The sequence below is a fragment of the Dactylosporangium vinaceum genome (assembly GCF_019904175.1).
GTDB classification, from domain to species: Bacteria; Actinomycetota; Actinomycetes; order Mycobacteriales; family Micromonosporaceae; genus Dactylosporangium; species Dactylosporangium vinaceum.
Genome location: NZ_CP061913.1, coordinates 5492601 through 5512511, shown reverse-complemented (window position 1 = coordinate 5512511; position 19911 = coordinate 5492601). Strand labels below are relative to the sequence as shown.

Sequence of the window (19911 nt, the reverse complement as noted above, 5' to 3'; positions counted from 1 at the left end):
CCGGTTCAGCCGGTAGCGCCCGGTCCACGCGGGGTGCTCGACGGTCATGGCACCGGCTGGACCGGGCCGGGGTTGCGGCACGCGATCACCGCGACGTCGTCGCTGTGGGTGCGGCCGGTGAGGGTCTCGACGACGGTGTCGAGCAGGCAGTCGAGCGGCCGGTGGTGCAGGTCGGCCACGAGGTCGCGCAGGTCGGCGATGCGCTCGCGCAGGTCCACGCCGCGCACCTCGACAAGCCCGTCGGTGTAGAGCAGCACCGTGGCGCCGGGCGGCAGCGCGACCGACTCGCTGCGGCGGGGCCGGGACGGGTTGATGCCGAGCAGCATGTCGGAGCCGGTGAGGACCTCGACGCGGCCGTCGGGGTGCTGCAGCAGCGGCGGCGGGTGCCCGGCGGCGGACCACGACAGCTCGTAGGTCCCCGGCCGGTCCGGGGCGGGGCTGAGCCGGACCACGACGGCGGAGGCCAGGATGTCCAGCCCGAGATCGGCGATGGTGCGGTCGGTGCGGGTCAGGATCTGGTCCGGCGCCTCGTCGCGGTCGTGGGCGAGCGCACGCAGCGTGGCGCGGATCTGCCCCATCTGCCCGGCGGCGGTGATGTCGTGGCCGGTGACGTCACCGATGACCAGGATGGTGGCGCCGGTGGCGGTGTGGAAGGCGTCGTACCAGTCGCCGCCGACCCGGTCGCCGGCGTGCGCGGCGTGGTAACGGGCGGCGAGGGCCAGGCCGGCCGGGTCCGGCAGGTCGGTGAGCATGGCCTGCTGGAGGGCGAGCGCGGCGTCGATGCGGTTCTGCAGCAGCAGGACCCGCTGCACCGCCAGGCCGGTATAGCCGGCCAGCGCGGCCAGGGTCATCTGCTCCGCGGCGTCCGGGGCGTGCGACTGGTCCCACCAGAAGGCGATGACGCCGATGGGGCCCGCGGGCCCGGGCAGCGGCAGGCAGGCCAGCGACTGCCGGCCGGCGGCGACCACGTGCCCGGCGAGGTCGGGGAAGTCGGCGGCGAGCGCGGCGACGCCGGCGTAGTACACCGGCGTGTTGTCCCGCACGCACCGCAGCATCGGCGAACCGCCCGTGTCGACGTCGTGCAGCCACGCCGCCTCCCACTGCGGGTGCTGGACGTTTGCCACCCGGATGTGGCGGCGGGCGCCGTCGGCGTAGGTGATGCCGAGGCTCACATAGGCGGGCGCGACCGCCGAGTCCAGCAGGCGGGTCACCGCGGCGGTGATCCCGTCCACAGTCGTGGCCGCGCTGAGGTCCTCGCTGGCCCGCAGCAGCAGCTCGGTGCTGGCCAGGACGTCGGCCGTCTCCGCGGCGAGCCGCTGCTGCTCGGCCAGCCGCCGGCCCACCTGATCGGCGACGATCCGCAGTCGCAGCTCCGCCGCGCAGGCGTCGGCGATGCCGTCCAGGAGCTTGAGCTCGGCCGCGTTCCAGTCCCGGGGCTGGTGGTCGATGACGGCGAGCGCACCCAGGATGCGTCCGTCACTGTCGGTGAGCGGCAGGCCGGCATAGGCGATCACGCCGAGGTCGGCGACCGCCGCGTTCCCGGCGACCCGGGCGTCCTGCCGGGCGTCGGTGACGATCAGCGGAGCGCCGGTCGTGATCACCTGCTGGCAGAACGAGTGCGACAGCGGTGTCTGCCGTTCGTCGCACAGCGGCTGCACCAGCCCGGCCTGGCCGGGGAAGAACTGGCGGCGGGCGTCGACGAGGGAGACCAGGGCGAGGGGTGTCCCGATCGCGCTCGAGGCGAGCGCGGCGAACCGGTCGAACGCCGCATCCGCCCGCGCGTCGAGGCCGGTGGCGTCGAGCGCGGCCAGGCGGGTCGCGTCCCGTAAGGCGCCCGGCTTCGGCCGCTCTGTCACGAACCCTCCACGGCGGCAGGTCATCGCAGCTCATTCCCGATGCATGAACCGTCGCGGCGCCCCGAACATGTGTACCACCCGGCCCAACCAACGGCCAGCAGGCGGCCCGGACACGCCCCGGCCGACCGGATCACCCGCACGCACGCCGTCACCCGCGCCGGGCCGCGCCGGCGTCGAAGGAGGCGCACTCAGGCGTCGGCCCCGCCCTGGATCACGTCGAGGCGCTGGCGCATCTCGCGCTCCGCGGTGCGCCGCAGCCGGCCGTTGATCCGCCGGAAGAGCATCTCGGCCTGGACCGCCGGCCAGTCGGCCGGCAGGAACTCCAGCGGCAGGCGGGGATCGTCGCGGACCGCCTGCAGCCAGTCGGTGGTCAGCACGACGCGCCGGCTGACGGCGTCCACCGGACCGGACCCGTCGCCGTCGTACGGCATCCAGCGCTCGATGAACCCGGTGTAGCGAGCGGCGAGGAGCGGCAGGTCGTAGGCCTCGGCCACGAGGCGGGTCGGCTCCGTCGGGCCGATCGGCGCCGCCTCGAACGCCCGCACGTACTCCTGCAGCTGCGAGTCCTCCAGCACGCCGGCGAGGTCGACCCGGCGCGGCGCCACCCACAGCCCGGCCTGGACCATGCCGAAGCCGGCCCACTGCAGGCGGGAGCGCAGGTCGTGCCGTTCGCGCTGCCACGACTCCGGCATGGAGAAGCCGACGACGGTCCACGTGCCGTCCCACTGGTGGGTCACGATGTCGCCCTCCTGCACCCGCCGGCGACCGTCGAGCATGACGCGGCGGCCGTGCTCGGTCGGCCCGAAGTACGCCCGCCGGCCCCGGACCTCGCGCTGCAGCAGGTCGCGGCGGACCATCCGGGACAGGGTCGCCCGGGCCGCGTGCTCGCCGATGCCGACCCGGCCCAGCACGTCGATGACGCTGCCCGCGGCCACCAGCACGGCGCCGTCGAGCGCGTAGTCGCCGAAGAACGTCAACAGGACCGACTGGGGCCGCAGCACGACCGTTGCGGTCACGCGCGTCACCGCGGGATCGGTGGCCGCTACGTCCGCGGCGGCGGTCTCGTTCATGGTCACGAAGGCCAGGCTACGCGAATCGGAACCTTCGACGTTCCGTTGACTGCCGTCGTCATCGATGTCTAACATTCGCCCATGCCGGTGACGGACGCCACAACGCCCCGCGGTGCCGAGGACCCACCACTGGGCCTCGCCGTCCACCGCGAGGGTCCGGTCGCCGTCGTGACGCTCAGCCGGCCGCACCGGCGCAATGCGATCGACGACGCCACCCTGCTGGAGCTCGAACGGTTCTTCGCCGCCCCGCCGCCGGGCGTGCGGGCCGTCGTGCTGACCGGCGCCGGCGGGCACTTCAGCGCCGGGCTGGACCTGGCCGAGCTGACCACGACCGACGTCGTGGCCGGCATCGCCCACTCCCGGATGTGGCACCGCGCGATGGCCGCAGTCGAGTTCGGGACGGTGCCTGTCGTCTCCGTCCTGCGCGGCGCGGTCATCGGCGGTGGACTGGAGCTCGCGTGCGCGACGCATGTGCGGGTCGCCGAGTCCACGGCGTTCTACGCCCTGCCCGAGGGTCAGCGCGGCATCTTCGTCGGTGGCGGCGGCTCGGTACGGCTCCCCCGGCTCATCGGCACCGCCCGCATGGTCGACCTCATGCTGACCGGGCGGGTGTACGACGCGGCCGAGGCGCACGCCGCCGGGCTGACCCAGTATCTGGTCGCCGACGGCGAGGGGCTGCCGACCGCGCTGAGCCTGGCCGAGCGCATCGCGACCGCCGCCCCGCTCACGACGTTCGCGGTGCTGCAGGCCCTGCCCCGCATCGCCGCCGCCGATCCGGGCACGGGGCTGCTCCTGGAGGCGCTGATGAGCGCCGTCGCGCAGGGCAGCGACGAGGCCAAGGACCGGATGCGGGCCTTCCTGGACGGCCGTGCCGCCCGGGTCTCCCCCCGCCCGGACGGATCGTCCGGAGCGGCGACATGACAGGCATCACCGAGGGCAGCCTGCTGCGCGCCGTCCCACCGGACGCGCGGGCCACGAGCGAGCTCGGCCGATACCTCGACTGGCTGCGCGACAGCCGCGGGCTCGACTTCACCGGCGTGCCCGACCTGTGGCGCTGGTCCGTCACCGACCTGCCCGGCTTCTGGGGCTCAATCTGGGACTTCTTCGGCGTGCGGGCCCACACGCCGCCCCGGGCGGTGCTGGAGTCCGACCGGATGCCCGGCGCCCGCTGGTTCGCCGGGGCGACGCTGAACTACGCCGAGCACGCGGTCGGCCGCCTCCGCGACCCCGGCCAAGCCGCGATCATCGCATACTCGCAGACCCGCGAGCCGGTCGAGCTCACCTACGGTGAGCTGGCCGACCGGGTCGCCCGGGCCCGGGCCGGGCTGCGCCGGCTCGGGGTGGTCGCGGGCGATCGGGTGGTGGGTTACCTGCCGAACATCCCGGAGACCGTCGTGGCGATGCTGGCCACGGCGAGCATCGGCGCGATCTGGGCCGGATGCGCCCCCGAGTTCGGCGTCCGCAGCGTGGTGGACCGCTTCGCCCAGCTGCGACCGACGGTCCTGCTCGCGGTGTCCGGCTACCACTACGGCGACCGCGACATCGACAGGCGTGACGCGGTCGCCGCCGTCCGGGCCGCGCTGCCCACAGTGCGCCACGTGGTGCACGTGCCCTACGGCGGCGACGGGCTGCCCGGCGCCGTGGCGTGGAGCGACCTGCTCGCGACGGCCGAGCCGCTCGCGTTCGAGGCGGTGCCGTTCGATCATCCGCTGGTCGTGCTGTTCTCCTCCGGGACCACCGGCAAGCCCAAGGCGATCGTGCACGGCCACGGCGGCATCCTCGTCGAGCACCTCAAGAACCTGAGCCTGAGCTGGGACCTGCGCCCGGGCGACCGGCTGCTGTGGTTCACCTCGACCGCGTGGATGCTCTGGAACACGCTGGTGTCGGGACTGCTGCTCGGCGCCGGGATCGTGCTCATCGACGGCGACCCGCTCTACCCGGACCTCACCGAGCAGTGGCGCCTCGCGGCCCGGACCCGCGCCACACTTGTCGGCGCCAGTCCCGGATACCTCATGGCCTGCCGCAAGCAGGGCATCGAGCCGGCCCGGCGGTTCGACCTGGGCGCCGTGCGCCAGCTCGGGGTCGCCGGATCACCGCTGCCGGTGGAGGGCTTCGCCTGGGTCCACGAGCAGTTCGGCCCGGACGTGCTGCTCAATGTCGGCAGCGGGGGCACCGACCTGTGTACCGGCATCGTCGCGGGCAGCCCCATGCAGCCGGTGTACGCCGGCGAGATGACCGGCAACCTGCTGGGCGTCGACGGCCAGGCGTTCGACGAGGCCGGCCGGCCGATCGTCGGGCGCCTCGGTGAGCTGGTCATCACCCGGCCGCTGCCGTCGATGCCGGTCGGCTTCTGGGACGATCCGGGCGACGCCCTCTACCGGGCCACCTACTTCGAGCGCTATCCGGGCCTGTGGTGCCACGGCGACTGGATCCGGTACACCGAGCGCGGCAGCTGCGTCATCACCGGCCGCTCCGACGCCACGCTCAACCGGGGCGGGGTGCGGCTGGGCACCGCCGAGTTCTACCGCGTCGTCGAGGAGTTCACCGAGGTGCAGGACAGCCTCGTCGTGCACCTCGAGGACCCGGACGGCGGCCCCGGCGAGCTGCTGCTCTACATCGTGCCGGCCGATGGCGTCGAGCTCGACCGCGCGCTGCGCGACCGGTTGAGCGCGGCGCTGCGCACGAGCCTGTCACCGCGGCACGTCCCCGACGCGATCCGCGCCGTGTGGGCCGTGCCCCGCAGCCGCACCGGCAAGAAGCTCGAGGTGCCGGTGAAGCGGGTCCTGCTCGGCCTGCCGCCGGACGCCGTGGCGAGCCGCGACGCGCTGCTCGACCCGGCCGCCCTTGACCAGTTCGTCCCCGGCGGGCCCGCGGGGAGGGCGGCCCGATGAGCGCCGGGGCGATCCGCCGGGCGGCGGTCATCGGCACCGGCACCATCGGCGCCGGGTGGGTCAGCACTCTGCTGGCCCGGGGTGTGGCCGTCGCCGCCTACGACCCCGGGCCGGACAGCGCCGGGCGGCTCCGGTCCGCCGTCACCGGCCACTGGCCGACCATGCGGCTGCTCGGCGCGCCGCCGCGGCCGGACTTCGGGCTGCTGCGGGTGCTCGACGACCCGGCGACGGCGGTCCGCGACGCCGAGCTCGTGCAGGAGAACGGCCCCGAGGACGAGGCGCTCAAGCGGGAGCTGATCGCCGAGCTCGACGCGGCCGCGCCGCCCGGTGCGGTCATCGCCAGCAGCTCCTCGGGGCTGCCGCCAAGCGTCGTGCAGGCCGGCTGCACCCGTCACCCCGAGCGCGTCCTGGTCGGCCACCCCTTCCATCCGGTCCACCTGATCCCGCTTGTCGAGGTGGTCGGCGGGCGCGGCACCGGCGCGGCGTTCACGGCGCGCGCCCTCGCCGTGTACGAGTGGCTGGGCAAGCGCCCGATCCACGTGCGGCACGAGGTGGCCGGGCACGTCGCGAACCGGCTGCAGGCGGCGCTGTGGCGCGAGGCCTACTCCCTCGTCGAGCGCGGGATCGCCACCGTCGCCGACATCGACGCCGCGATCGCGCACGGGCCCGGGCTGCGCTGGTCGGTCCTCGGGCCGTTCGTCAACCAGCACCTCTCCGGGGGCGCCGGCGGGCTGAGCCACACGCTTGCCCACCTCGGCCCGCCGATGGTGCAGTGGTGGGCCGACCTCGGGACCCCGACGCTCACCGCCGAGCTCGGCGCCGCCCTCGTGGACGGTGTGCGGGCGGAGCTGGGCGACCGGGCCGACGCCGACCTGGCCGCGGCCCGCGACCGCGTGGTGGTCCGGCTGCTCGCCGCGAAGGCCGCCGAGGAGGCGCTGCCGTGACCGCGCACCGGGCCCTGCTGGACCCCGACACCGTGGACGCCATCGACTTCCACGTGCACGCCGAGCGGGCCGACGACGGGCACGAGAGCCTGCCGCCGCAGCACATGGCGGCGTCGGCGAAGTACTTCCGCACGACCGGCGGGCGAGCGCCGGGCATCGACGAGATCGCCGAGGTCTACCGCTCGCGCCGGCTGGCGGCGGTGCTGTTCACCGTCGACTCCGAGTCGGTGACCGGCCATCCCCCGATCCCCAACGAGCACGTGGCGGCGGCCGCGGCCCGCCACCCCGACGTGCTGATCCCGTTCGCCAGCATCGACCCGCACCGCGGCCCCGCGGGCGTGGCGCTGGCCCGGCGGCTGGTCGCCGAGCACGGGGTCCGCGGGTTCAAGTTCCACCCGAGCCTGCAGGGGTTCGCACCTGACGACCGGATGGCGTACCCGCTCTACGAGGCGATCGCCGAGCTGGGGGTGCCCGCCCTGTTCCACAGCGGCCAGACCGGCATCGGCGCGGGGATGCCCGGCGGCGCCGGGATCCGGCTCGGACACTCCAACCCGATGCTGCTCGACGCCGTGGCGGCCGACCTGCCGGAGCTGACAGTCGTGCTGGCCCACCCGTCGTTCCCCTGGCAGGACGAGGCGCTCGCGGTGGCCTCGCACAAGCCCAACGTGTACATCGACCTGTCGGGCTGGGCTCCGAAGTACTTCCCGGCGCAGCTCGTCTCGTACGCCAACGGCCCGCTGCGGCACAAGGTGCTGTTCGGCACCGACTACCCGCTCATCAGCCCGGACCGGTGGCTGGCCGAGTTCGCCGAACTGCCGATCAAGGACGAGGTCCGCCCGCTGATCCTCAAGCACAACGCCGCACACGTGCTCGGACTCCGCACGACGTAAGACACTATCGCTGCGGTCGTCAGAATGTTGTCTCATCGAAGGGACGGCGACATGCACCTGGAACCTCTCGCGACCGTCCGCGTCGAGCTCGCGCCCGCCCTCGGGGTCGGGGCCACGCCCGGTGGCGAACGGCGGGTGTACCCGATCGTCGGCGGCTCGTTCACCGGCGCCGCGTTCACCGGCTCGGTGCTGTCCGGCGGCGCCGACTGGCAGCTGGTGCTGGCGGACGGCACCGCGCTCATCGACACCCGCTACCTGCTGCGCACCGATGACGGGGCACTGGTGTACATCCGGACCCGCGGCTTCCGGCACGGCCCGCCCGACGTGCTGGCCCGCCTGGCCGCCGGTGACCCGGTCGACCCGGCCGACTACTACTTCCGGCTCTCCCTGCACTTCGAGACCGCCGCGCCGGCGTACGCGTGGCTGGGCCGCACAGTCGCCGTCGCGTCCGCGCGCCGCGAGCCCGCCGCCGTCGTCTACGACGCCTACACGCTGAGCTGACATCGAGAGGGCGCCATGCTTGACGTTCGTGACCTGAGCATCGCGTACCAGGGCAGCATCGCCGCCCTTCGCGGGGTCAGCCTGACGGTGCCGGAGGGCGCCATCGTCGCGCTGGTCGGCAACAACGGCGCGGGCAAGACCACGCTGCTGCGGGCGGTGAGCCAGAACCTGCGCCGGCACCGCGGCCGGATCACCCAGGGCGAGATCCGGTTCGACGGCCGGGCGCTGACCGGCGCCGATCCCGAGGAGCCCGTCCGGCACGGCATCGTCCAGGTCCCGGAGGGCCGACGCATCTTCGGCACGCTGACGGTCGAGGAGAACCTGCGCCTCGCGGCCGCGGCTGCCGGCCGGACCCGGGGCCGGGGTGCGATCCAGCGGGTGTACGACCTCTTCCCGGTCCTGGCCGACCGTCGCCGCCAGCGCGGCCTGCTGCTGTCCGGCGGTGAGCAGCAGATGCTCGCCATCGGCCGGGCGCTGGCCGCCGCACCGCGCCTGCTCATGCTCGACGAGCCGACCCTCGGCCTGGCGCCGCAGACCGCGGACCGGGTCATGGCCGCGATCCGCCGGCTCAACGCCGACGGGATGGCGGTGCTGCTCGTCGAGCAGAACGCGGCGCTGGCGCTGAGCATCGCCCGGCACGCCTATGTGCTCGAGCTCGGCGGGGTGTCGCTGGAGGGCCCCGGCGAGCGGCTGCGCGAGGACCGGGAGGTACGCCGGCTGTACCTCGGCGGATCGGCGGCGAGCACCGGCGAGCACGACGGCAGCGAGCCGCCCGCCCGCGCTGCGGCGCGCAGGCCGCCGGGTGCCGCGGAGCGCCTCGTGGTTGAGGATCTCGCGGTCAGCTTCGGCGCGGTCGCCGCGCTGTCCGAGGTCGCGCTGAGCGTCGAGCCGGGCACCATCCACGCGGTCATCGGGCCCAACGGAGCCGGCAAGTCGACGCTGCTCAACGTCTTGTCGGGGCTGTACCGCCCGCGGCGGGGCCGGATCCGCTTCGGCGACACCGAGCTGATCGGCCTCCGGCCGCACGCCGTCGCCCGCCTCGGCATCGCCCGCTCCTTCCAGAACGTCGCGCTCTCCGGCGGCCAGACCGTCCGCGACAGCCTGCTGCTGGGCTGCCACCTGCGGATGTCCGCCGGGCCGGTTCGCACCGGGCTGCGGCTGCCCGGCGCGCGGCGCGAGGAGCGGCGGGAGCGGGCCCGGGTCGAGGTCGTCGCCGAACGCTGCGGCGTCACCGGCCTGCTCGACCGGCCGGTGGTGCAGCTCGCCTACGGCGACCGCAAGCGGGTCGACCTGGCCCGGGCGATGTGCGCCGAGCCGCGCCTGCTCCTCGTCGACGAGCCGGTGGCCGGCCTCAACGCCACCGAGACCGAGGCCGTCGCCGAGCTGATCCGCCGGCTGCGCGACGAGGACGGCGTCACGGTGGTGCTCGTCGAGCACGACATGCCAATGGTGATGCGCCTGGCCGACCGGGTCACCGTGCTCGACTTCGGCCGGCGCATCGCCGACGGCCCGCCCGCCCGGATTCAGCAGGACCCGGACGTCCTGCGCGCCTACCTGGGGACGGCGCCATGACCCGGCTGCTGTCCATCGTGCTCACCGGACTGTCCACCGGCTCCATCTACGCACTCGTCGCACTGGGCTTCGTGCTGCTGTACAAGGCGGCCGGCGTGGTGAACTTCGCGCACGGCTCGCTGCTGCTGCTCGGCACCTACGTCACCGCACGCACCTGGGAGACGGTCGGCTTCCCGGCCGCCGTGGGCCTCGGGGTGCTGACCGGAGCCGGGGCCGCGCTCGTGATCCAGCGGCTGCTGGCCGAGCAGATGCGCGACGCCGCCCCGGTCGCGCTCGCCATCATGACGATCGGCGTGGACATCGTGCTCAGCACCGAGCTCAGCCGCCGGATGGGGCCGGACATCACGGTCCTCGGCCACCCCTGGGGCGGCGCGGCCGTGCGGCTCGGTGCGGTCGCGGTGCCGGCCAACCGGGCCATCGCGCTCGGGGTCGCGGCGCTCATCATCGCCGCGTTCCTGCTGGCGTTCCGTTTCACCGGCTGGGGCGTGGCCATGCGGGCGGCCGCCGAGGACCCGGAGGCCGCGGCGCTCGTCGGGGTGCGGGTGCGGCGGGTCGTCACGACGAGCTGGATGCTCGCCGGTGGGCTCGCCGTCGTCGCCGGGATCTTCCTCGCCGGCTCCCCGACGCCCGGGCTGTCGCCCGCCGTCGGCCTCGTCGCCCTGCGGGCCCTGCCCGCCGCCATCCTCGGGGGGCTCGACTCGACGACCGGTGCGCTCGTCGGCGGCCTGATCGTCGGTGTCGCGGAGGGCCTCGCCGCCGGCTACCAGGACGAGCTCGCCGTGTTCGGGCGCGGCTCCGGTGAGGTGGTGCCGTACATCGTGATGATCGCGGTGCTGCTGATCCGGCCGGCGGGCCTCTTCGGCACCCGGGCGGCCGGCCGTGTCTGAGCGCGCCCGGGCCGCCGCCGGCTGGGTGGCGATCGGGCTCGCGGTCCTCGTCCCGCCGTACTACCTCGACGAGTTCTGGCTCCGGCTCGGCTTCTCGGTCGCCGCCGCGGGCATCGGCGCGATCGGCCTGACGTTGCTCACCGGCGTCGCCGGGCAACTCTCCCTCGCCCACGCCTTCTTTCTGGGCGTCGGCGCGGTCACGTACTGCGTCCTGGCCGCACCGGCCGGCGGCGACCTCGTCGGCCTCGGGCTGCCGGCGCCCGTCGCCGCGGTGGCCGGGGCGCTGCTGGCCGGCCTGGCCGGGCTCGCGTTCTCGCCGATCGCCGCCCGGCTGCGCCACATCTACCTCGGCATCGCCAGCATCGCCCTGGTCCTCATCGGCCAGCACGTGCTCGACGTCGCCGAGCCGCTGACCGGCGGCTTCAACGGCCGGCGCGCCCCCGGTCTGGTCGGCGACACGGTCACCGTCGTCGCCCGGGTCCCGTTCGGCGAGTACGAGAAGCTGTGGTACGTCGGCGCGGCCGCACTGGTGCTCGCCGCCGTGTTCGCCCGCAACCTGGTGGCCGGCCGGGTCGGGCGGGCGCTGATCCTGGTGCGCGACAGCGAACCGGCGGCGGCCGCCGTCGGCATCCCCATCCAGTCGTACAAGGCCCTCGCGTTCGTCCTGTCCTCCATGTACGCCGGGCTCGCCGGGGTCTTCTACGCCGTGGCGATCGGCAGCGTCGCACCCCAGTCCTTCGCGCTCGACGTCTCCGTCCTCTACCTGGTGATGATCGTGATCGGCGGCCTCGGCTCGGTCGGCGGCGCGATCGCCGGCGCCGCCGTCGTCACCGCCCTACCCGTACTGCTGCAGGAGTACGCCGCCGACCTGCCCTTCCTCGCCGAACCGGGCAGCGGTGGCGTCACCGCCAGCCATGCCGCCCGGTTCGCGTTCGGCACCGCCGTGATCGCGGTGGTGCTCGTACGTGCCCGCGGCTTCACCCGCCTCCGCCTGCGCCGGACACCCCCTGGGAGTACCAATGCATCGAGCCCTTCGCCTTCTGGCCGTCGCCGTCACGGTGACCATCGGCGTCACCCTGAGCGGGTGCAGCGGGAAGGCCAACGCACCGAGCTCCGGCTCGACAGGTGAGTTCAAGACCGACGTCGGAGTCAGCGGCAACCGGATAAGCCTCGGCGTGCTCACCGACCTCACCGGGCAGTTCGCGCCGCTGGCCACCGAACTGACAAACGCCGAGAAGCTGTACTGGGAGGAGCGCAACGCCGCCGGAGGCGTCTGCGGCGGCCGGTTCCAGGTCGACCTCGACGTGCGCGACCACGGGTACAACGTGCAGACCGCGGTGTCGCTGTATTCGAGCATGAAGGCGAAGAGCCTCGGGTTCGAGCAGATCCTCGGCTCACCGATGAACGCGGCGCTCTCCGCCGACATCCAGAAGGACGGCATCGTCACGCTGCCGGCCAGTTGGGCCCCGGTGCTGCTGAAGAACCCGCTGATGACAGTCGTCGGCACGACCACCGACCTCGAGGTGGTCAACCTGCTCGACTATCTGCTCGATCAGCAGACGCTCGCCGCCGGTGACGCGATAGGCCACATCTACTTCGAGGGCGAGCTGGGCGAGAGCGGCCTCATCGGCTCCAAGAAGGTCGCGGCCGCGCACAACCTCAAGCTCGTCGAGGCGAAGATCAAGCCGACCGACACCGACATGACCGCGCACGTCACCGCCATGAAGGCGCAGGGCGTCAAGGCGATCGTGCTGTCCACGAGCAGCGGCCCGCTCGCCTCGGCCGCCGCCGTGGCCGCCGCCGGCGGCATGCAGGTGCCGCTGCTGGGCAACACCCAGACCTTCGCCCCCGGTGCGCTGAAGACCCCGGGCGGGGCGTACCTCAAGGACCACTTCCTCGGTGCGCAGCCGGTCTCCCCGTTCGACAGGCCGGCGTCCAAGGCGGTGCTGGACAAGTACCTCAAGAAGTACCCCGGCACCAACCCGACGCTGCAGATCTCCTACGGCTGGGCCCGCGCCGACGTCATGCGCCAGCTGCTGGAGTCCGCCTGCGGCGCGAAGGACCTCACCCGTCAGGGCCTGGTCCGGGCGCGCCAGTCGCTGACCAAGGTCGACACCGGCGGGCTGGCCGCGGTGCTCGACTACGGCACCGCGGGCACGCCGCCGACCCGGGAGTCCTACCTCATGAAGGCCGCCGACGCGCCCGGCGGCCTGGTCCTGGCGAAGGGCCCCTACCGCGGCGCCGACGCGGCCTGACCGGTGGCGTGCCGATTCGCCCGGCGGTGCCGGCCGGGCGGATCGATCGCCATGATGGGGTCACGAACTGCGGCCGGTGTACAGCCGGGCCCGGTCGGCGCGGGCGTCGGCGTTGTCGGTGTCGTGGCCGCAGTCGTACTCGCGCCACTCCTTCGGTGCGGCGGCCGCCTCGTACAGGGCGACCGCCTCGGACCGCAGCACGGCGTCGTCGCGGGTGCCGTACTGGAACAGCAGCTGCCGGGGCCCGGGGACCGAGACGTATCCGACCGGCTCGAAGCGGCGCAGCCGGCGCAGGTAGTCGTCGGTGGCCGGGCCCGGGGGCAGGCCGGCGGCGGCGTGGCGCAGCACTGTCCCGTCACCCAGCCCGGCGATGACGACACCGGTGAGCCGGGGCTCGACGGCGCTGAGGATGGCGCCGGCCACCGACCCGCCGCTGTGCCCGAAATAGTACAGGCGCCGCGGCGGCTCGGCGGCCACCGTCGTCAGCACGTCCAGGCCCCGGCGGTGGGCGATGACCGAGCGGCGCACCGCCGCCTCGCTCGCCTGCGCGTCGCCGTGCTCGGGAAACTCGCTGACCGGCAGCAGCACGGTGACGCCGCGCCGGGCGAGGTCGCGGGCCTCCTCCATGAAGAACCGCCGGCCGTCGGCCGTGCCGCCGTGCGAGATGATGACGGCCGCGTCGCCGGGCTCGTCCGGGACGAGCAGCGAGGCCAGGCAGCGGCCGCCGGTGCCGTTGGCGAACGTGATCGTGCGGGCGGCGCCGGTCATCCCTTGCGCCCCTGGGTGGCGACGCCCTCGATGAAGTACCGCTGACCGAAACTGAACAGCAGCAGCATCGGGATCGTCACGAGCAGCGAGGCCACCATGACGTACTGGTAGTCGCCGTGGCCGCCGGCCGTCGGGCTGTACTTCGTCATGGCGTAGGCGATGCCCAGCGGTGCAGTGAAGCCTTCGACGGTGCCGCCGTTGAGGTAGATCAGCGCGCTCTGGAAGTTGTTCCACGCGGCCTGGAACTCGAAGAGGAACACGATGACGAACGACGGGATCGACAGCGGCATGGCGATGCGCGAGAACAGCTGCCAGTAGCTCGCCCCGTCCATGCGGGCCGCCTCGAACAGCTCGCGGGGCAGGCCGAGGAAGAACTGCCGCTGCAGGAAGATGTAGAACGCGGAGCCGAACAGGTTGGCCCCGAACAGCGGCACCCAGGTGCCGAGCAGGCCCGTCTCGCGCCAGATGAGGTACGTGGGGATCATCGTGACCGAGCCCGGCAGCATCATGGTGGCGAGCACCAGCCCGAAGAGCAGGTTGCGGCCGGGGAAGCGGAAGTAGGCGAACCCGAACGCGACGACCGAGCTGGAGACGGACACCGCCACCGCCGCGAGCAGGGAGATCGACACGCTGTTGACCACCCAGTGCAGCAGCGGCAGCTCGTCCCAGATGGCGACGTAGTTGTCCCAGCGCCAGGTGTGCGGGATGAGGGAGTTGTCGAACACCTGCCCGGCCGGCTTGAGGCTGGCGGCCAGCAGCCACACCAGCGGGTACAGGAACAGCGCCGCGAACCCGACGAGCAGCACGGTCATGAGGACCCGGGCCACGCTCCAGCGCGGGCGCTCGGCCGGGCGGGCGGGCGCGGGCTCGATCAGCGGTCCGGTCACGGCCAGCGGGGCGGGGACGGGCCGGGTCGTCGTCATCAGCGGGACCCTTCGTAGTACACGAACCGGTTGCCGACCTTGACCTGGATGAACGTCAGGATCATGAGGATGACGAACAGCAGCCAGGCCATGGCGGCCGCGAAGCCGAAGTTGAACTGCCGGAACGCCTCCTGGAACAGGTACACCGCGTAGAACAGCGACGCGTCGGGCGCGGCGTTGTTCTGGTCCCGCCAGAACAGCAGGTACGCCTGGTCGAACACCTGGAACGCGGCGATGGTCAGGATGATCACGTTGAAGAACATCGCACCCGAGATCATCGGCAGCGTGATGGAGAAGAACCGGCGCACCGGACCGGCCCCGTCGAGCGAGGCCACCTCGTACAGGTCGCGCGGCACGTTCTTGAGCGCCGCGAGGAAGATGACCATCGTGCCGCTGACCGTCCACAGTGTCATGAGCACGACCGACGGCTTGAGCCAGGCCGGGTCGACGAGCCACTGCGGCCCGTCGATCCCGATCAGCCGCAGCCCCTGGTTGACGGCTCCGACATTGCCGTTGAGCAGCAGCAGGAAGACCGACGCGGTGGCGACGGTGGGCGTCATCTTCGGCAGGTAGTAGACCGTCCGGAAGAATCCGGCACCGCGGCCGACCCGGTCGAGCAGCACCGCCAGCAGGAGCGCGAAGCAGATCTCCGCGGGTACTGCCAGCAGTGCGTAGAACAGCGTGTTGCTCAGTGACGTGGCGACCTTCGGGTCGTCGAGCAGCGCCTGGTAGTTGGCCAGGCCCGCCGGCTTGATGACGTCGGTCGCCAGGTTGTAGTGGCTGAAGGAGATGACCAGGCTGTAGATCATCGCGCCGAGGGTGAAGATGAGGAACCCGATGATCCACGGCGCGATGAACAGGTAGCCGGCCACGGCCTCGCGGCGCTGGTACCTCATCCGACGATGTTCTTGTAGGCGCCCATCGACGCCGCCTGCGCGTCCTCGAGGGCCTTCTGGACCGTCTTGGTGCCCAGCAGCGCCGCGGTGACGGCGTTGAGCATCTCCTGCTTGATCTGCTGCCCCGCGGGGGACGCGCCGGCGCTCTTGCCGGTGCCGACGATGTCGTAGTAGGTGCTGATCACCTGGTCGAACCCGGCGCTGCCGCTGGGGGTGATGTACTTGTCGCGGATCGCCTTGTCGGCGGCGGGCGAGCCGGTGAACAGCCCGGTGTTGACGGAGTTCTTCGCCTTGACCGTCGCCGCCCGGGCCTCGGCGGCCGCGCTCCAGGACCCGTCGTCGGTCAGCGCCAGGGCCCACTTGCACGCCGCGGCCGGGTTCTTCGCCTTGGCCGGGATCACGAACGCCGAGCCGCCGGCCTGCGTGACCGGCTGGCCGTCCTTGCCCTTGAACGGCACCGCGCCCAGCTTCACCTTGTCCTTGTACGGCGACAGGACGTTGGGGTACCACTGCGCGTCGACTTCCGCGGCCACCTGGTTGCCGACGAACTGGTTCTTGTCGCCGAACACGTCGAACGAGTCGGTGAAGCTCTTGTACTTGGCGTAGCCGCCCTGCGCGTCGACGATCTTCTTGAGCAGCTCGATCGCGGCCGCGTTGGCCGGGTCGGTGAGCGTCGGCTTGCCGTCGGCATCGGCGACCTTGCCGCCCATCGCGACCAGCCACAGCGGGATCTGCCCGGTCGCCTGCGGGTTGAAGCCGAGCGTGGCGGGTACGTCCCCGTTGGCCTTGTACATCTTGGCGATGGCGGCGATGAGCCGGTCGGGGTTCGACGTATCGATGTCGGCGTCCTGGACCCCCGCGGCCTCCATCAGGGTCCGGTTCAGCAGGATCGCCGCCGGCTGGTAGAACTGCGGCACCGCCCAGATCTGGTTCTTGTACGTGACATCGGCGACGACGTTGGGGTACCACCGCTGCTTGGCGTCGACGGTGTTCGCCGACAGACACTTGTCGAGCGGCATCACCAGGTTCTGCGCGGCGTAGGTGACGACCAGCTCGCGGTCCATCTGCACGACGTCCGGAACGCTGCCGCTGGCCAGGCGGGTGGTGAACTTCTGCGCGTCGAAGTTGGTCTGATCCATCTCGATCTTCACGTCACCGAGCTGCTGCGCGGCGTAGCCGATGCGGGCCTTGCCGACGTCGTCGGCGTTGTTGAAGCCCCAGGCACTGAGCGTGCCCGTGGCCTTGGCGCCGAAGTCGACGGCGTCGGCGGAGCCGCCACCGCCGCCGGACGATCCGCACGCGGTCGTCGCGGCCAGCACGGTCGCGACGCCGACCATGGCGGTGACCAATCGCCTGTATGTCATGAGGGGGGTCCTTTCGACAACGCCTACACACGCCGCATGGCCTGCGGCTCCCGCCCATACCCCGCCCGCAACGTCATCAATCAACGCTACTCTCCGTGTTCGAAGGAATCCACTGCGGTAACTGCTCGACATCGCGGGTGCCGCGGAGCGCCAGGTGCACCGGCAGGGCGGCGACGGCGATGATGGCGCCGGCCAGCCACAGGGTCGCCCGCAGGCCGGCGTACTGGCCGGCGACGCCGCCGAGCAGCGCGCCCAGCGGGAAGATGCCCATCATCACGAACCGCATCGTCGCGTTCACCCGGCCCAGGAGGTGCCCTGGGCACAGCCGCTGGCGCAGGCTGACGTTGCTGATCGCGTAGACGATCTGGCCGAGCTCACCCGCGGCCGCGCCGACGACGAGCAGGACCACCGGCCATCCGGGGCGGGCGAGGGGGCCGAGCAGCCCCACGGGGCCGGTCACGGCGAGCGACAGCCACACGATGCGCGCCGACCCCAGGCGCCGGGCCAGGCGTGGCGTCACCGCCGCGCCGGCGACGACGGTCAGCGAGCCGAGCGCCATGACGATGCCGATGCCGGCCGGTGACAGCCCGACGGTGTGCACCATGAACGGGACCGTGACGGCGGAGGCGACAGCGAATGCGAAATTGCTCGCGGCGCTGGTGACGGCGGTGGCCCGCAGCACCGGGGTCCGGGCCACGAGCGCCAGGCCCTCCCCGATGTCGGCCCGCAGCCGCGGGCGGACCGCCGGGGCCGGCCGGGCGGGCTCCCGGGCCGAGATCGCCAGCAGCGACCCGGCGGACACGGCGTAGGTGACCGCCTGGATCACCACGACCGGCACCGCCCCGGCGACGGCGACGAGCCAGCCGCCGATCCCCGGACCGGCCACCTGGCCCGTGGCGCGGACGGTCTCCATCGCCGAGTTGCCGGCCAGCAGCCCGCGCGGTCCGACCACGAAGGGCAGATAGCTCTGGTACCCGACGTCGAAGAACACCCGCGCGAAGCCGGTCAGCAGCGACACCACGATCAGCAACCACACGTTCAACCAGCCCGCGAGCGCGGCGACCACGATGGCGGCCAGCAGCACCGCCCGGCTCAGATCCGCGGCGACGAGCACCGGCCGCCGCGGCCACCTGTCGACCCACGCCCCGGCCGGCAGCCCGATCAGCGCGAACGCGACGGTCCCGGCCGCGGTGACGAGCCCGAGCTCGAACGGCGAGGCGTGCAGCATCAGCACGGCGAGCAGCGGGATGGCCACCCCACTGACCTGCGCGCCGAACTGACTCGTCGTCTGGCCGAACAGCAGGAGCCGGAAGTCGCGGTGCCGCAGGGCAGGTCGATCGGACATTGGAGCCTCCGCTGAGACGGTGGGTACGCAGTCCCGCCGCCCCGGCTCCAAGATGCGCTGCTCGGGGGTGGGTAACGCTATAGCAGGCCCCCGCCGGCCGTCAAACGGCCACCCGCTGCGGGCCGGTCGCGGTCCACGGCCGCGGCGTCCGGGGTTCCGACGGACGGGCAGCGGTCCGGTTGAGGGACGCCCGACCTGCGACGTATCATGACAAGCGCACCAGTGACCTGCCGGTCGGCGGCCTCAGGTGCCGCCGCCCGCGTCCGGCGCGGGCCCGACGCTGGAGGTCCGGAGTGGCCGAGGAGTTACGCTCGGTCGGCCTGGACGAGCCGGCCGGCACAGCGCGTCCGGCGCCGCCGGGGAGCCGGCCGATGTTCGACCTGGACCGGCACTTCGACCTCGGCGACCTCGCCGAGCTGCGCCCGAGTCTGGCCGCCCGGGCCGGCGAGCACACCACCGACCGGCGCCAGATCGACGGCCTCCTGCTCATCGCCACCGAGCTGGCGACCAACGCCATCCGGCACGGCGGCGGCCGGGGCCGGCTGCAGCTGTGGCACCGCGGCACCACGCTCTACTGCCGGGTCACCGACGCCGGTCCGGGGCTCACCAGGACCGACATCGGGCGCGTCCGGCCGGAGCCCACCGCGACCGGCGGGCGCGGCCTGTGGCTCTGCCGCCGGCTCGCCCGGCTGCTGTACGTCCACGCCGGCCCCGGACGCGTCGGCACGACCATCACCGCGATCATCGCCTCGGAGCAGCCGGACGGCAGGCGGACGCCGCCCTCGCCCGCCCCGGCCTCGCTGGCCGCTGCCCTGGCCGAACGAACCCGTGAGCTGCTCGGGACGAGCCAGTATCTGTGCGCCCGGGCGGCCGCGGCGACCGCCGCCGCCGCGGAGATATGCCGGCGACGACCCCGGCGACGCATCGAGCCACGCCCGCTGTAGCGCACCGCGACTACAGCTGGGCCGCGCCGCCGTCGACGGTCAGCTCGGCGCCGGTGGTGTAGGTGGCGTCGAACGCCAGGAACAGCATCGCCCGCGCCACCTCGGCCGGCTCGCCCAGGCGGCCCATCGGGTTGCGGGCGACGAACTGCGCCTCCAGCCCGGCCGCCGCGTCCGCCGGCATGCTCCGGCGCAGGATGCCGGTGTCGATCGGGCCCGGGCTCACCGCATTGACCCGGATGTTGCGGGCGAGCAGCTCACGGGCGAGGCTGCGGGTCATCGAGCGCAGCGCGGCCTTGCTGGCGGCGTAGACGCTGCTCGCCGGCAGGCCCTTGGTGCCGGCGACCGAGGTGGTGAACACGACGCCGCCGCCGTCGGCCAGCAGCGGGGCGAGGCGCTGCACCGTGAAGTAGGGCCCGCGGGTGTTCACCGCGAACACCTCGTCGTAGTCGTCGGCCGTCACCTGCGCGAACGGGCGGTTGCTGGTGATCCCGGCGTTGACGAGCAGCGCGTCGACGGTGCCGCACTCGGCCCGCACCCGCTGCGCGAGCGCGTCAACCTCGGCCGGGACCGCCGTGTCGCTGCGGACCGCCACGACGTCACCGCCGAGCCGATCACGGGCGGTGCCGAGCCGGTCCGGGTCCCGCCCGGTGATCAGCACCCGCGCGCCGCCCGCGGCCAGGAGCTGCGCGGCGGCGAACCCGATGCCGCCGCTCCCGCCGGTGATGACAACCTTCTTGCCCGCATAGTCGCTCATGCGCCCACTCAAGCCCGCCCCGGCGGCCGGGTCCAAGACCTGTTCCGCACG

The 19911-nt window shown here is 73.2% G+C and carries 18 protein-coding genes and 1 pseudogene; 11 read left to right on the top strand and 8 right to left on the bottom strand.

Going from position 1 to position 19911, the window contains the following annotated elements:
- Positions 1-44: 44 nt before the first annotated feature.
- Positions 45-1856, bottom strand: a complete 1812-nt coding sequence (locus Dvina_RS24590; protein WP_223104811.1) for a GAF domain-containing SpoIIE family protein phosphatase — start codon at positions 1854-1856, stop codon at positions 45-47.
- A gap of 188 nt (positions 1857-2044) precedes the next feature.
- Positions 2045-2926 carry a PaaX family transcriptional regulator gene (locus tag Dvina_RS24585; RefSeq protein ID WP_246656583.1) on the bottom strand — a complete coding sequence of 294 codons (882 nt, stop codon included), beginning with the start codon at positions 2924-2926 and terminating at the stop codon, positions 2045-2047.
- 81 nt (positions 2927-3007) lie between these two features.
- Here Dvina_RS24585 and Dvina_RS24580 point away from each other — a divergent pair, with 81 nt between their 5' ends.
- From Dvina_RS24580 to Dvina_RS24540, 10 genes and pseudogenes are all read left to right on the top strand, one after another.
- Positions 3008-3847, top strand: a complete 840-nt coding sequence (locus Dvina_RS24580; RefSeq protein WP_223104809.1) for a crotonase/enoyl-CoA hydratase family protein — start codon at positions 3008-3010, stop codon at positions 3845-3847.
- Positions 3844-5817 carry an acetoacetate--CoA ligase gene (locus Dvina_RS24575; RefSeq protein ID WP_223104808.1) on the top strand — a complete coding sequence of 658 codons (1974 nt, stop codon included), beginning with the start codon at positions 3844-3846 and terminating at the stop codon, positions 5815-5817. The genes Dvina_RS24580 and Dvina_RS24575 overlap by 4 nt, the downstream gene beginning before the upstream one ends.
- A complete protein-coding gene (locus tag Dvina_RS24570) occupies positions 5814-6761 on the top strand; it encodes a 3-hydroxyacyl-CoA dehydrogenase NAD-binding domain-containing protein (protein WP_223104807.1) in 948 nt (315 codons plus the stop codon). The genes Dvina_RS24575 and Dvina_RS24570 overlap by 4 nt, the downstream gene beginning before the upstream one ends.
- A complete protein-coding gene (locus tag Dvina_RS24565; protein ID WP_281428404.1) occupies positions 6758-7651 on the top strand; it encodes an amidohydrolase family protein in 894 nt (297 codons plus the stop codon). Before Dvina_RS24570 ends, Dvina_RS24565 begins: the two co-directional genes overlap by 4 nt.
- 51 nt (positions 7652-7702) lie before the next feature.
- The gene (locus Dvina_RS24560) at positions 7703-8152 is read left to right on the top strand and encodes a DUF3237 domain-containing protein (RefSeq protein WP_223104806.1); all 450 of its coding nucleotides are present in this window, start codon (positions 7703-7705) and stop codon (positions 8150-8152) included.
- Positions 8153-8167: 15 nt separating this feature from the next.
- A pseudogene (locus Dvina_RS55535) lies at positions 8168-8881 on the top strand (ABC transporter ATP-binding protein); the annotation flags it as partial.
- Between the two features lie 90 nt (positions 8882-8971).
- The gene (locus Dvina_RS55530; RefSeq protein WP_343217192.1) at positions 8972-9724 is read left to right on the top strand and encodes an ABC transporter ATP-binding protein; all 753 of its coding nucleotides are present in this window, start codon (positions 8972-8974) and stop codon (positions 9722-9724) included.
- Complete coding sequence (locus tag Dvina_RS24550) at positions 9721-10611, top strand: branched-chain amino acid ABC transporter permease (RefSeq protein WP_223104804.1); 891 nt, start codon at positions 9721-9723, stop codon at positions 10609-10611. Before Dvina_RS55530 ends, Dvina_RS24550 begins: the two co-directional genes overlap by 4 nt.
- Positions 10604-11740 carry a branched-chain amino acid ABC transporter permease gene (locus Dvina_RS24545; RefSeq protein WP_223104803.1) on the top strand — a complete coding sequence of 379 codons (1137 nt, stop codon included), beginning with the start codon at positions 10604-10606 and terminating at the stop codon, positions 11738-11740. Before Dvina_RS24550 ends, Dvina_RS24545 begins: the two co-directional genes overlap by 8 nt.
- Positions 11631-12866: an ABC transporter substrate-binding protein gene (locus Dvina_RS24540; protein ID WP_223104802.1), complete on the top strand. Its 1236-nt coding sequence runs from the start codon at positions 11631-11633 to the stop codon at positions 12864-12866. Before Dvina_RS24545 ends, Dvina_RS24540 begins: the two co-directional genes overlap by 110 nt.
- Before the next feature lie 60 nt (positions 12867-12926).
- On the opposite strand, the gene Dvina_RS24535 is transcribed toward Dvina_RS24540, so the two are convergent.
- The 5 genes from Dvina_RS24535 to Dvina_RS24515 all read right to left on the bottom strand — a co-directional run bounded on the left by Dvina_RS24535 (position 12927) and on the right by Dvina_RS24515 (position 18162).
- Entirely contained in the window at positions 12927-13634 is a 708-nt protein-coding gene (locus tag Dvina_RS24535; protein ID WP_223104801.1) for an alpha/beta hydrolase family protein, read from the bottom strand.
- Positions 13631-14557, bottom strand: a complete 927-nt coding sequence (locus Dvina_RS24530) for a carbohydrate ABC transporter permease (protein ID WP_246656412.1) — start codon at positions 14555-14557, stop codon at positions 13631-13633. The genes Dvina_RS24535 and Dvina_RS24530 overlap by 4 nt, the downstream gene beginning before the upstream one ends.
- Complete coding sequence (locus Dvina_RS24525) at positions 14557-15453, bottom strand: carbohydrate ABC transporter permease (RefSeq protein ID WP_223104800.1); 897 nt, start codon at positions 15451-15453, stop codon at positions 14557-14559. The genes Dvina_RS24530 and Dvina_RS24525 overlap by 1 nt, the downstream gene beginning before the upstream one ends.
- The gene (locus Dvina_RS24520; RefSeq protein ID WP_223104799.1) at positions 15450-16817 is read right to left on the bottom strand and encodes an ABC transporter substrate-binding protein; all 1368 of its coding nucleotides are present in this window, start codon (positions 16815-16817) and stop codon (positions 15450-15452) included. The genes Dvina_RS24525 and Dvina_RS24520 overlap by 4 nt, the downstream gene beginning before the upstream one ends.
- Before the next feature lie 76 nt (positions 16818-16893).
- Positions 16894-18162, bottom strand: coding sequence for an MFS transporter (locus Dvina_RS24515; RefSeq protein WP_223104798.1), 1269 nt, complete (start codon positions 18160-18162; stop codon positions 16894-16896).
- A gap of 371 nt (positions 18163-18533) precedes the next feature.
- Between Dvina_RS24515 and Dvina_RS24510 the strand changes: the two genes are divergently transcribed.
- A complete protein-coding gene (locus Dvina_RS24510; RefSeq protein ID WP_223104797.1) occupies positions 18534-19106 on the top strand; it encodes an ATP-binding protein in 573 nt (190 codons plus the stop codon).
- A gap of 10 nt (positions 19107-19116) precedes the next feature.
- On the opposite strand, the gene Dvina_RS24505 is transcribed toward Dvina_RS24510, so the two are convergent.
- Positions 19117-19860, bottom strand: a complete 744-nt coding sequence (locus tag Dvina_RS24505; RefSeq protein WP_223104796.1) for an SDR family oxidoreductase — start codon at positions 19858-19860, stop codon at positions 19117-19119.
- Positions 19861-19911: the final 51 nt, after the last annotated feature.